We start from the raw sequence: 13,297 nt of genomic DNA, 5'->3' as shown, positions 1-13,297 counted from the left end.
GGAGTCCAGCGCTCAGTTCTTGTCCGCCATCGCCGACACGACGGACCGGATCGTCGGGTGCCGGTACAGCTCGCGCAGTTGCAGCGGCGGCAGGCCGCCCTCGCGCATCCGCGCCCCGATCCGGACCGCGAACAGCGAGTTGCCGCCCAGCTCGAAGAAGTCGTCGTCGAGCCCCACCGGCACGCCCAGCACCGAACCCCACACCTCGCGCAGCCGGGACGCCAGGTCGTCGCCCACCGGGGCCTCGACCTCGCGCACCGCCGCCGTCGGCGCGGGCAGCTTCGCCGCGTCCAGCTTGCCGTTCGTCGTCAGCGGCAGGGAGTCCAGCGCGGTGACGGTCGTGGGCACCATGTAGTCCGGGAGGATGTCCGCCGCGCGCTTGCGCACGCCGGCCGCCTCGCCCGACGCCAGCACCACGTACGCGTCGATGCGGGCGGTCGCGGCGTCGTCCGGGTCGTCGCGGCGCACCACCACCGCCGCCGTCCGGACGTCCGGGTCCTCCAGCAGCACCGCGCGGATCTCGTCCAGCTCGATGCGGAACCCGCGCACCTTCACCTGGCTGTCGATCCGGCCCAGGTGCTCCAGCGCGCCGTCGGGCCGCAGCCGCCCCAGGTCACCGGAGTGGTAGACGCGTCCGGGCAGCACCGGGTCGCCGGTGAAGCGTTGCGCGGTCAGGTCGTCGCGCTCCAGGTACCCCGACGCGACGCCGGCGCCGCCCACCCAGATCTCGCCCGGCACGCCCGGCGGCAGCAGCCGCCCGCGCGGGTCCACCACGTACAGGTGCCAGCCGGGCAGGGCCGGCCCGACCGAGCGGGAGCCGGCCAGCGCGTCCGCCCGGGTGACGGTCTGGTGGGTGACGTGCACGGTGGTCTCGGTGATGCCGAACATGTTCACCACCCGGCACCGCGACTCGGGGTGCACGTCGAACCACGGCAGCAGCGCCCGCTGGTCCAACGGCTCACCGCCGAACACCACCAGCCGCACCACCAGGTCGTCGTGCCGGACGTCGAGCAGCTGCGCGAACGCCGACGGCGTCTGGCTGAGCACGGTCACCCGCTGCGCCGCCAGCAGGTCCCGGAACCGCTCCGGCTCGCGCGAGACGAAGTAGGGCACCACGACCAGCCGGCCACCGGTGAGCAGGCAGCCCCAGATCTCCCACACCGAGAAGTCGAACGCGCTGGAGTGGAACAACGTCCACACGTCGTCCGACCCCAGCCCGTACTCGTCCCGCGTCGCGTCCACCAGCGCGATGACGTTGCGGTGCGGCACCACCACACCCTTGGGCCGACCCGTGGACCCGGACGTGTAGATCACGTAAGCCGGATCGTCGGCCGAACCCGACTCCACCACGGAGTCACCGACGACGACGTCCGGCGACACCGCCGTGGCACCGGGGAACTCCGCCAGCCGGGTGACCACCAGCTTCAACGCCGCGTCCTGCGCCGTGTAGGCCAACCGCTCGGCCGGGTAGGCGGGATCGGTGGGCACGTACGCCGCGCCCGCCTTGAGCACGCCCAACAACGTCACGACCAGCTCGGCGGTGCGCTCCAGGCACACCCCGACCCGATCGCCCGCCGCCACGCCCAACGCCCGCAACCCGCCGGCCACCGCGTCCGACCGCTCGTCCAGCTCCCGGTAGGTCAACGACACCTCGCCGTCCGTCACCGCCACCCGGTCCGGCGTGCGGGCGGCGATCGCGCGGAACGCCGCGTCGATGCGCGTCGGCGTGGTCCGCAACGCCTCGGCGGGACGCCCCAGAGCGGCGACCCGCTCCCGCTCCCCCGCGTCCAGCAGCTCGACGTCGTCGGCCGCCACCGAAGGATCGGCCACCACCTGGCTGTGCACGTGCGCCAGGTGCCGGGTGAACTGCGCGACCTGGTCCGGGGAGAGCCGCCCGGCCTGGTGGTCGCAGCGCAGCCGAACCGTGTCACCCCTGCGCCACAACGAGAACGTCAACGGCAACGGCGGCGCGAGGCACGGCCGGTACTCGGCGACACCGAAGTCTGCGAAGGACACGAGCAGACCGGCCTCGGCCGGCTCGTCGGTCGGCTCGACACCCACCCCGGGCGTCACCCGGAACCCGCCTGCGTCCGTGCCGATCACCGCGAAGCCGGGCGAGTCGACCGACGCGTACCGCACCAGCGTGATCGCCAGCGCGGTCCGCCAGGTCTCCTCGGTGCCGGCGTCGGCCGGCAGCACCGGCAGCTCGACCGACCCCGCCTCCACCGGCCGCGCGGCGGCGGCCCAGTCCGGGAGGTCCGCCGCCGCGACGGACACCACCGAGCCCCGGACCGGCTCCACGGGTGCGCCGCCGGTCAGCGCCGCCACCGTGGCCCGCAACCCGGCCGCGTCCAGGAAACCCCGGTCCGCCACCAGCACCAGGTCCGCGACCCCGTCCCGGTAGCGCAGCAGCGTGCACCGCAGGTCACCCGCCGGACGGGCCAACTCGACCGCGCGCCGCCGCGCCGCGAGCGGGTCGGCCGACCCGGCGGGCACGTCCTCCACCCACAGCCGGGTCGGCGCGGTCAGCACCTCCGGCCGCACCGGGCCGGCCAGCCGGACGCGCAGCGCGTGGCATCGGGCAGCAGAAAACACTTGTCCCCCTTTGTCAGTGCGTCAGTGCGTCAGTGCGCGGTGAAGCCGCCGTCGACGGTCAGCACCGAGCCGGTCACCTGGGCCGACTCGTCGGAGACCAGGAACACCACCGCCCCGGCCACGTCGTCGGGCTCGACCAGCCGGTTCATCGGCTGCGACTGGGTGAAGGCCGCCACGTGCTCGTCGGCCGGGACGTCCAGCGCGCGGGCGATCTCGCGCAGCATCCGCCCCTCGGCCTCGGCGGTGTCGCGGACGTTGCCCGGGCACACCGCGTTGACCCGCACCTTCATCGGCGCGTAGTCCAGCGCGGCGGCCTTGGTCAGGCCGACCAGGCCGTGCTTGGCGGCGACGTACCCGGCGAAGTGCCGGTAGCCGACCAGGCCCGCCGTGGAGGCGATGTTGACGATGCTGCCCGAGCGCTGGTCGCTCATGGTCTGCCCGACCTCGCGGATCAGCCGCCAGGCCCCCGTGAGGTCCACGTCGATCATGAGCGACCACTCGTCCTCGGTGATCTCGTGCACCCGCTTGCCCGAGGGCGCGGCGATGCCCGCGTTGTTGACCACGGCGTCGATGCGGCCGTAGCGCTCACCCGCGAGCGCCACCGCGTCGCGCACCGACGCCGTGTCGCGCACGTCCGCCTTGGCGGTGAGCACCGACGCGCCCCGGTCCCGGCACAGCCGGGCCGTGTGCTCCAACTGGCCGGCCGACCCCAGCGGGTACGGCACGCCCGGCAGGTCCGCGCACACGTCCAGCAGCACCAGGTCCGCGCCCTCGGCGGCGCAGGCGACGGCGCTCGCGCGCCCGATCCCCCGCGCCGCGCCCGTGATGACCACGACCTTCCCGGTCAAGCGCATCGGTTGCCCCCCTCAGACCGCGGTGTCGATCAGCTTGAGCAACTGCGGGGCCGACTCGGTCAGGTACATGTGGCCGCCGGGCAGCTCCACGTACTCGAACCCGGCCCCGGCGACCTCCGACCAGCGCGCCGCCTCGGCCGCCGTGACCAGCGTGTCCTCCGACCCCCGCAGGGCGGTGATCGGCGCGGACAGCCGGTCGTGCGACCGGGGCCGGTAGTTCTCGTGCATCTCCACGTCGGCGCGCAGGGTCGGCAGGATCAGCTCGCGCATCTCCGGGTCCCGCAACGCCTCGTGGGTGAAGCCCGCGAACTCCGAGACCCGCTCCAGGAACTCGTCGTCGGCCAGACCGGTGGCCCGCCGGGGCCGCTGGGTGTGCGGCTCGGGCGACCCGCTGACGACCAGGTGCCGCAGGGTCAGGCCCGGCTCGGCGACCACCCGGTGGGCCAGCTCGTAGGCCAGGACCGCGCCCAGGCTGTGCCCGAACAGGACGACGTCCGTGCGCCCGTCGAGCTGATCGACCAGGTCGGGCAGCAACTCGTCCGCGGCGACGTGCGCGTCCCGGTGGGGCTCGGCGTCGATGCGCCGCTCCCGGCCGGGCAGCTGGAGCGGCAGCACCGCCAGCCGGTCACCCGCGTGCGCCGCCCACGGGTGGAAGAACGAGGCTCCCGCCCCGGCGAACGGCAGGCACACCAGTCCGATGCTCACTTCACGCGTCCCCTCACACAGGTTGGCCGATGGGCCGGATGACGATGGTGTTGACGTCCACGCCGGAGGGCTGGCTCAGGGCGTAGACGATGGTGTCGGCGACCTGGTCGGCCGACAGGAGCAGGCCGTCGGGCAGCGCCCCGAACTCGTCCCAGAACGGGGTCTCGGTGCGGCCGGGCGAGATCAGCGTGACGCCGACGCCGTCGGAGGTGACCTGGCGGCGGGTGTTCTCCGCGAGGGCCGTGACGGCGAACTTCGTGATCCCGTAGATGTTGCCCGCCGCGTAGACGTGCCCGGCGACGCTGCCGACGAGCACGAGCCGCCCCTTGGTCTCCTTGAGCGCGGGCAGCGCGGCCCGCACCAGGAGGGCCGGTCCGAGCACGTTCGTGAGGACCATCTCCCGCCACTTGGCGGGGTCGCCCTCGGCGATGTCGTCGTGCGAGGCCCACCCGGCGTTGCCGACCGCGGCGTCCAGCCGGCCGAACCGCTCGACCGTGGTGGCGACGGCTTCCCGCACGAACTCCCAGTCGGCGGCGTCGCCCCGGATGGTCAGCAGCCCGTCGGGCTCGCCGACCTCCTTGGCGAACGAGTCGAGCCGCTCACGTCCACGCCCGACCACGGCCACCCGCTGGCCCTTGGCCAGCAGTTGGCGGGCGGTAGCCGCGCCGATCCCGCTGCCTCCGCCGGTGATCAGGGTGACGGGTGTGTTGGTCATGTGGTGCTCCAAGAGGTTGTGCTGATCAAGACCGGCCTAGCTTGGCAGCTTCTTCGTGAACGTCACCGGCAGGCTGGTCACCCCGCGCCCCACGGAGTTGTCGTACAGCCAGGCCACCTCCTCGTGCGGCACGCCCAGCGCGATGTCCGGCAGCCGCCGCAGCAACGTGTTGAACGCGATCTCCCCCTCCAACCGCGACAGCGGCGACCCCGGGCAGAAGTGCGCCCCGTGCCCGAAGGAGAAGTGCCGGATGTTCGCCCGACGGATGTCCAACCGGTCCGGGTCCTCGAAGACCTCCGGGTCGCGGTTGGCCGAGCTGATCATCAGGTGCACGAACGACTCCTTGCCGATCGGCACCCCGTGCAGCTCCATGTCCTCCGCCGCCACCCGCAGCGTCCCCCGGTACACCGGCGACTCGTAGCGCAGGAACTCCTCGATCGCGTTCGGCGCGAGGTCCGGGTTCGACCTCAACAGCTCCAGCTGGTCGGGGTGCGCGAACAGCGCCTCCATGCCGTTGCAGATCAGGTTCGCCGTCGTCTTGTGGCCGGCGTTGATCAGCAGGACCAGCGTGGACACCAGCTCGTCGTTGGTGAACCGGCCGTCCTCGTCCGCCGCGCGGATCAGCACGCTGACCAGGTCCTCGCCCAGGCCCTCGGCGCGGCGGCGGGCCAGCAGGTCGCTCAGGTACCGCTCCATGCTGTCGCTGGCCCACTTGAGCTTGGCGTTCTCCTCGTCGGTGTGGTACGGCGCGCCGCTGAGGTACAGGCCCCACTCGTGCAGCTTGTCGCGGTCCTCGAACGGCACCCCGAGGAACTCGCAGATCACCTTCAGCGGCAGCAGCAGCGCGAACTCGGTGAACAGGTCCGCCCCGCCCTCGCCGAACGCGTCGATCAGCTCATCGCAGGTCTGTTGGATCTTCGGCCGCAGCTCCCGCATCTTGCGCGGGGTGAACGCCTGCGCCACCAGCTTGCGCAGCCGGGTGTGCTCGGGGGCGTCGGCGGTGAGCATGTTCCTGATCAGGATCGGGCTGGAGTCCTTGAGCAGGTCCTGCCACCACGCCGGCGCCTTCGACACGCTCTTGGACAGCCGCGGGTCGGAGAACATCCTGCTCACGGTCTCGTAGTCCATGACCACGTACGCCTCGGCCCCGACCGGGTGGTTGACCTGGTGCACCGGGCACTTCGAGCGCAGCGCGGCGTTGTCGGCGTGCCGGTTGGGGTTGGGCTCGGTGAAGAACTCCGGCGGCAGCTTCTCGTAGTCGACGCCGGACGAAGCTTCGGTGCTCATTGCATCTCCTCCGATGACGGTCATACGGCCACTGCTTCCGGGCGGGGCAGGGTGCGGATGCGCTTGGACAGGGTCGGCAGCGCGGCCACCCCCGAGATCAGGCACATCGTCACGAACACCCACGTCGAGCCGGCCAGGTCGAACACGGCCCCCACGACGAACACGCCGAGCGGGGCCGCGCTCATGGACATGAAGAACACCGCGCCCAGCACCCGGCCCTGGACCTTGTCCGGTGCGACGGCGGCGAGGTAGGACAGGAACAGCGTGCTGACGATCGGGCCGCGGATGAACACCAGCGTCACGATGATCCCCAGCGGGATGACGCCGGGCGTGACGGCCAGCAGGACCGCCACCACCGGGCCGACCCACGCGCCGCACAGCACGATCACCGACGGCTTGACCTTCTTGAACACCCAGCCCGCGACCAGCGAGCCGACCAGCCCGCCGACCCCGGCCATCGCCAGCGTCGCGCCGATGAACGACTCCGACGCGCCGCGCGTCTGGGCGGTGGCGATCAGCGCCAGGAAGATGCCCGAGTGGGTGAACGCCATGTTCGACCCCATGATCCAGATGATCAGCGGGCGCAGGATCGGCTGCTTGAACAGGAACCGGAACCCCTCGGCGGTGCCCCGCTTCTCCTTGGCCTGCTCGCCCGAGTCGACCTGCATGGGCTTGCGCACGAACAGCAGCAGCACGGTCGAGATGAGGAACCCGATCGCCGACGCCAGGTACGGGAACGCCCGCGCCAGGCCGAACAGCGCGCCGCCGATCGGCGGGCCGGCCATGGTCGCGCCGAAGTACCGGATCTGGTTCTGCGCCGTGGCCTGGGTGAGCTGGGAGGCGGGCACCAGCGCCTTGATCGCGGCCAGGCCGGCGGGCTGCGAGATGCCGAAGCACACCGCGGAGGCCAGGGCGATGCCGAAGATCACCGGCATGGACGCGCTGTCGGTGAAGATCAGCAGGCCGAACAGCCCCAGCAGCACGACCCGCACCAGGTTGCAGCCGATCAGCAGCAGCCGGCGGTCCAGCCGGTCGGCGAGCGTGCCCCCGGGGATGGACATGACGCTGGCGGTGATCAGCTGCGCCGAGCCGACGATGCCCGCGTAGAGCGCCGAGCCGGTGGTGGCCAGGACCAGCAGCGGGTAGGCGATCTCGGCGGTCTCCTTCGCGACCGCGGCGAACGCCTCGCTGCTCCACAGCGCCTGGAAGTCCCGGTTCTTGATCAACGGCTTCTCGGGTTCCGCCTCGGCGGGGCGCTTCGCCCCGACGGGCTGCTCCGGCTCGACGGGGTGCTCCGCCTCGACGGGGTCCGCGGTCAGCTCGCGTGGTTCAGTGGACATCCACGACCTCATTCTCGACCGGCGCCTGGCCGGGCAACGTGGTGAGCAGTTCTTCGGCGAGCCGGTGCACGTGCGGCTCGGTCAACACCGACCAGTGGTTCCCCGGCACCGGCCGCACGCGCACGCCGCCGCGGTACAGCGGGGCCAGCCGGGAGGTGAGCTTGGCCGCGCCGCGCGCGTCGGTGTCCACCTTGAACACCACGGCCGGGCAGTCCACCGGGCGTGGCCGGTAGGTGGCCAGCACGCGCGCCTTGTCCAGGAACAGCCGGCGCAGCGCCGGGTTGCGGCGCACCTGCCGGCCGATCTCGCCGATGTTCAGCGCGCCGGCCGCCTGGATCCAGACGTGGCTGTAGAGGAACTCCGGGTCCAGCCCGATCGGCACCCCGACCCGGCCGGGCACGAAGGCGTCCAGGCACAGCAGCACGTCCACCTCGAACCCGCGCGCCACCACGAGGCGGGCCATCTCGTGCGCCACCACCGCGCCGAACGACCAGCCGCCCAGCGTGTACGGGCCCTCGGGCTGCACGGCGAGCAGCGCGTCCACGTGCTGGGCCGCCGACTTCTCCACCGACCGCTGCCCCCCGGCGTCCGGCTCCAGCCCGTACACCGGCCGGTCGGTGGCCAGCGCGTCGGCCAGCGCCTGGTAGCTCAGCGCGGTCCCAGCCGCGTCGGCGGCCAGGAACAGCGGCCGTCCGGCGCCTTCGCGCAACCGCACGGCCCGCACCGGCAGCGGCGCGGCGACGGCCTTGGGCCGGTCCCGCTCGGCCAGCTCGACCAGCCGCCCGAACGTGGGTTCGCGGGAGAACTCGGCCAGGGACAACGAGATCCCCGCCTCCTCGCGCAACCGGCTCATCATGTTCAACGCGATCAGCGACTCGCCGCCCAGCCCGTAGAAGTGGTCGGCGTCGGAGGCGGGCGGCTGGCCCAGGGCCGTGGTCCACAGCCGTTCCAGCACCGGCCGCACCGAGTCGCCGAGCACGGGCTTCGGGTGCGCCTTGGCCTTGAGCACCACCGGGGCGGGCTGGTCCGCGTTGGGATCGGCGCCCAGGAACGGGTGCGGCGGCAGCGAACGGCGCACGGGCCTGTCGCCCGCGAACACCGTCTCGCCCAGCACGTCCACGCCGCGCTCCCACAACACGCCCAGCGCGCGCAGCAGGCCGAGTTCGCCGTCCTCGGCGCGGCCGAGCAGGGACACGCCGGTCTTCGTGCCGTCCCAACGGGAGTTCCACCGGACCGTGCCGAGCATGGTCGCGCCGGGGCCGAGTTCGAGGAACGTGTCCACGCCCGCGTCCAGCAGGGTCTCCACGCCGGCGTCGAGCAGGACGGGTCGGGCGAGCTGGTGGGCCCAGTAGTCGGGGCCGGCGACCGCGTCCGGGTCGGCCCAGGTGCCCGTGGTGTTGGACACCAGCGGCAGCACGGCGGGCTTGGCCTCGGTGCCGGCGACCACCCGGTGCAGGATCTCCGCCGCGGGCCGCATCGCCGCGCAGTGTCCGGGCCGGTCGACCGCCAGCATCCGGAGATCCAGTCCCGCCAACGCTTCCCGGGCGATCAGGTCATCCACATCGGACATCGGACCGGACAGCACCACACCGCCGCGGCTGATCACCGACACCTCGACCGCGCTGCCCGGACCGATCCGGCGCAGCACCTCCTCGGCGGTGCCGTTGACCGCGACCATCCGGCCGGGCGGGGCCGCCCGCCACACCGCCCGCGCCCGTTCGTGCACCAGCGCGGCGGCGTCGCCGGGCGACCACACCCCGGCCAGCGCGGCCGGCGCGAACTCGCCGATGCTGTTGCCGAACATCCCGACCGGTGTGATCCCCCAGTCCATCAGCTGCCGGCCCAGCGCGTAGCCCAGGGCGAACAGGCCGAGTTGCTGGTTGGCGCCCTCCTCGAACCACTCCGGACCGCCGTCCGTCGCCGCCACGACCGGCGTCAGGTCCACCCCGCACCGCTCCCGCACCGCGTCGCGGATCTCGTCGAACCAGCGCCGGAACCCGGGCAGCAGCCGGTAGGCGGGCGCGCCGGCGTTGTAGCGCAGGGTGCCGTGGCCGGGGAACAGGAACGCGACCTTGCCCAGCGGCCTCGGTTCACCCGGATCACCGGCGGCGGCCAGGGCTTCGGAGGCCTGTGCGGGGCCGTAGACCGCGATCGCCTGGCGGTGTTTGTGCTGCCGGCGTTCGGCGAACGTCCGCGCCACCGCGTGCAGGTCCGGTTCGGTCCGCACGGCCTCGGCGAGGTCCGCGCGGAGCCTGGCCAGGGCCTCGGGGGTGGCCGCCGACAGGGGCAGCACCGTCCCGCCCGGCTTCGGCCGCGCCGGCTGCCGCTCCGGGGCCTGCCGGAGCACGACGTGCGCGTTGGTGCCGCCCACGCCGAACGAGCTGACCGCCGCGATCCGCGTGCCCCGGTCCGGCCACGGCCCGTGCTCGGTGCACACCCGGAACGGCGTGCCGGCCAGGTCCAGCAACGGGTTCGGGGACTCGAAGTGCAGGCTGGGCACCACTTCCCCGTGTTCGAGCATCAGCACGGTCTTGATGAACGACGCCACGCCGGCCGCCGCGCTGGTGTGCCCGAGGTTGCCCTTGACCCCGCCGAGCAGGCAGAACCCGGTCTCGTCGGTGGACAGCCGGAACGCCTCGGTCAGCGCCTGCACCTCGACGGGGTCGCCGATCGGGGTGGCGGTGCCGTGCGCCTCGACGTAGTCGATGTCGGCCGCGTCCACCCCGGCGAGCTTCTGCGCGTAGCGGATCACGTCGCGCTGCCCGGGGATGGACGGGGTGGTGTAGCCCATCTTCTCCGCGCCGTCGTTGTTCAGCGCCGAGCCGAGCACGACCGCGGCGATCCGGTCGCCGTCGGCCAGCGCGTCCTCCAGCCGCTTGAGCACGACCACGCCGACGCCCTCGCTGGGCACGGTGCCGGTGGCGCTCGCGTCGAACGGGCGGCAGTGCCCGTCGGCGGACAGCGGGCCGCCCGGCTCGTGCCAGTAACCCCACTCGCCCTTGGGCGACACGGCCACGCCACCGGCCAGCGCCGCGTCGCACTCGCGCGCGATCAGGCTCTGCACCGCCATGTGGATGGCGACCAGCGAGGTCGAGCACGACGTCTGCACGGTCACCGCCGGGCCGCGCAGCCCCAGCTTGTAGGCGACGCGGGTGGCGACGTGGTCCTTCTCCAGCCCGATCAGCCGGGCCAGCGGGCTCAGCTCCACGCCGGTGCCGGAGTGCGTGCGGTCCGCGCCCGCGTACACGCCGATCCAGCCGTCGAACCGGGTCGGGTCCAGGCCCGCGTCGTCCAGGGCGGACATCGCCGTTTGCAGGAACACCCGCTGCTGGGGGTCGATGCCCGCGGCCTCGGCGCGGCTGTAGCCGAAGAAAGACCAGTCGAAGTCGGCCGAGTCGGCCATGACGCCCTTGGCGGGCACGAAGTTCGGCTGTCTCACGTCCGCCGGGTCGGCGCCCTTGTCGCGCACCAGGTCCTCGACGTCGAACCGGGTGATGCCCTCGACGCCGTCGCGCAGCAACTGCCAGAACTGTCCGACGTCGTTCGCGCCGGGCAGCCGGCAGGCCATGCCGACGACCGCGACGGCGTTCTCGGTGTTGGTCACCTCGTCCCCCATCCTCAGTGGTGCCACCGGTTTCCCCGCACCGCCGCCCCGGTTCGCGCCGGGCGGCGGGCGGCGGGTCAGCTCCGGTCGGTGCGGCGGTCGCGGACCGCGCCGAGCAGGCGGTCGCGGCTGCTCCCGCGGCCCCCCGAGGTGGTCTCGGCGGGCGCGGCGAGCAGCTCGGCCTGGCCGCGCACGGTGCCGGCGCGGAACAGGTCCACGGTGCGCAGCGGGCGGCCGGAGGCCTGGCTGAGCCGCTCGACCAGGATCACCAGCCGCAGCGAGTCGCCGCCCGCGTCGAAGAAGCTCACGTCGTCGTCGACGTGCTCGGTGTCCAGGACCTCCTGCCAGATCGACCGCACGAGGCCCAACCGGGCGGCGGGGTCGTCCAGGTCGGTCTGGTCGGCAGCGGGCTGGTTCAGCACTTTGTCCTCCGGGTCGCGTGCGAGGTCGGCGGCGCTTCGGCGCAGGTCGGCCAGGACCCTGTCGGTCGTGGCCGCGGTGAACAGCTCCGCCGGGTGGTTCAGGGACAGTTCGAGCCGGTCGCGCCCGGTGGAGGTGTCCACGCGGACGAACAGCGCCAGGTCCCACTTGCTGTACTCGGGGTGCAGCGGCTGGAACCGGCCGACCACGCCGGGCGCCAGTTCCAGCGGTTGCGCCGGTTCGGCCAGGTTGACCAGGACCGGGGTCAGGGGCGGGCGGGCCAGGTCGCGGTCGGGGTCCAGCGCGGCGGCGATCGCGTCCAGCGGCACGTCCGAGTCGATGAAGGTCTCCATGCCCGCGGTGCGGGCGGTGCGCAGCAGTTCCCGCCAGGTGGTGTCGGCGTCGAGCCGCACGCGCAGCACCAGCGTGGTCATGAACATGCCGATCACGTCGGCGGCGGCCGGGTCGTCGCGGCCGGGCCAGACCACGGCGAACAGGAAGTCGGTCTGCCCGGTGGTGCGGGCGAACGTCGCCGCCAGCAGCGCCACACCGGTCATGAACGCGGTGCAACCCTCCTGTGTGGACACTCCCAGGACGGCTTCGGTGACGTCGGCGTCCAGCAGGGTCTCCGCCGTGGCGCCGATCAGCGACAGCTCGGGGTCCTCCGGGTCGCCGTCGTAGGGCAGCGCGACCGTCGTCGGCGCGCCGCGCAGCCGGTCCACCACGCCCGCGACCCGCTCGGCGAGCCCTTCGTCGTCGGCCGGGCCGTCCTGCACCAGCGCCGGGTGCGGCGGGGTGGTCAGCTCCGGTTGCGCGCCGCGGGCGAAGGCCCGGTAGGTGGCGCCGATCTCCTGCACGAGCAGCTGCCGGGACACGCCGTCGAACACGATGTGGTGCACCGTCAGGACGAGCAGCGTCCGCTCGGCGTCCAGGCGGATCACCTCGGCCCGCGCCGGGGCCTCCTCGGCCAGCTCGAACGGCGTGTAGCACAGGGCTTCCACCAGGCGCTCGACCTCGTCGGCGGTCCAGCCGTCGGCCTCGGCGTCGGTGAACCCGACCTCGGGCGGCGGTCCGTCGGTGCGGTACTCCACCCGCCGCGCGGCGGCGTCGAGCCGGAACCGCGAGCGCAACGCCGGGTGGCGGCCCATCGCGCGGGTCACGGCCGCGGTCAGCGTTTCGCAGTCGACCGGTCCGGTGAATTCCAGCACCGTCGGCAGCAGGTAGCTGGGCCGCAGTCGTTCGACCCGGTCCAGAATCCACAGGCCCTGCTGCGTGGGTGTCGCCGGGTGCCAGGCGCCGACCGCCGCCAGGGCGCGCGCATCCGGCATCGATCGCATGAGTTCCCCCAATGGATTCCACCTGGGCGAGAATGGCCCCGGTGCCCCCTCGCAAGCTCCTTCCCGGAGCCGCCGAATGGACCGTAGGCACGGCCGCCGAGTTCCGTCAAGCGCACTGCTTCGGCAATTCAAGTCCTATTTGGACGTCCACACTTCGGTACCGAACCCGGCGCGGTTGACGATTTCGCGAACGTGGTGCTTGACTGGCTTGCCGTGGGGCACGACCACGTGTCGAGCCCGCGGCGAGGGGACTGGGGAGTTAGTTCTGGGGAGTTCGTTCCGGGGTGTTCATTCGGGGGGTTCGCGCGGTGGTCCACGCGGTGGTCGAAGCGGCTGCGTCCGACACTTGTCCGTAGCAGTGCGGCCCGCACCGTTCACATTCACCGACCACCGCTCACCGACGAGCGGTGAATGACCTCGACAATCGCACGTCCGGGGCA

The 13,297-nt window shown here is 72.9% G+C and carries 8 protein-coding genes; all 8 read right to left on the bottom strand.

The features are described 5' to 3' along the window. Positions 1–12 precede the first annotated feature (12 nt). Genes ABD126_RS08950 through ABD126_RS08915 form a run of 8 tightly spaced genes read right to left on the bottom strand, consistent with a single transcriptional unit; the run spans position 13 to position 12,848 of the window. Complete coding sequence (locus tag ABD126_RS08950; protein ID WP_343933231.1) at positions 13–2,595, bottom strand: amino acid adenylation domain-containing protein; 2,583 nt, start codon at positions 2,593–2,595, stop codon at positions 13–15. A gap of 29 nt (positions 2,596–2,624) precedes the next feature. After that, the gene (locus ABD126_RS08945) at positions 2,625–3,449 is read right to left on the bottom strand and encodes an SDR family oxidoreductase (RefSeq protein ID WP_343933230.1); all 825 of its coding nucleotides are present in this window, start codon (positions 3,447–3,449) and stop codon (positions 2,625–2,627) included. Positions 3,450–3,461: 12 nt separating this feature from the next. Next, entirely contained in the window at positions 3,462–4,154 is a 693-nt protein-coding gene (locus ABD126_RS08940; protein WP_343933229.1) for a thioesterase II family protein, read from the bottom strand. Between the two features lie 13 nt (positions 4,155–4,167). Continuing rightward, positions 4,168–4,869: an SDR family oxidoreductase gene (locus ABD126_RS08935; RefSeq protein WP_343933228.1), complete on the bottom strand. Its 702-nt coding sequence runs from the start codon at positions 4,867–4,869 to the stop codon at positions 4,168–4,170. 36 nt (positions 4,870–4,905) lie between these two features. Continuing rightward, complete coding sequence (locus ABD126_RS08930; protein WP_343933227.1) at positions 4,906–6,156, bottom strand: cytochrome P450 family protein; 1,251 nt, start codon at positions 6,154–6,156, stop codon at positions 4,906–4,908. Positions 6,157–6,176: 20 nt separating this feature from the next. Continuing rightward, on the bottom strand, positions 6,177–7,496 hold the full coding sequence (locus ABD126_RS08925) for an MFS transporter (protein WP_343933226.1): 1,320 nt from the start codon (positions 7,494–7,496) through the stop codon (positions 6,177–6,179). Next, positions 7,486–11,127: a type I polyketide synthase gene (locus tag ABD126_RS08920; RefSeq protein ID WP_343933225.1), complete on the bottom strand. Its 3,642-nt coding sequence runs from the start codon at positions 11,125–11,127 to the stop codon at positions 7,486–7,488. Before ABD126_RS08920 ends, ABD126_RS08925 begins: the two co-directional genes overlap by 11 nt. Positions 11,128–11,177: 50 nt before the next feature. Then, positions 11,178–12,848: a condensation domain-containing protein gene (locus ABD126_RS08915; RefSeq protein WP_343933224.1), complete on the bottom strand. Its 1,671-nt coding sequence runs from the start codon at positions 12,846–12,848 to the stop codon at positions 11,178–11,180. Between the last annotated feature and the right edge of the window lie 449 nt (positions 12,849–13,297).

This window comes from Saccharothrix mutabilis subsp. mutabilis (assembly GCF_039521145.1).
Lineage (GTDB): Bacteria > Actinomycetota > Actinomycetes > Mycobacteriales > Pseudonocardiaceae > Actinosynnema > Actinosynnema mutabilis.
This window is presented reverse-complemented; position numbering and strand designations above follow the sequence as displayed.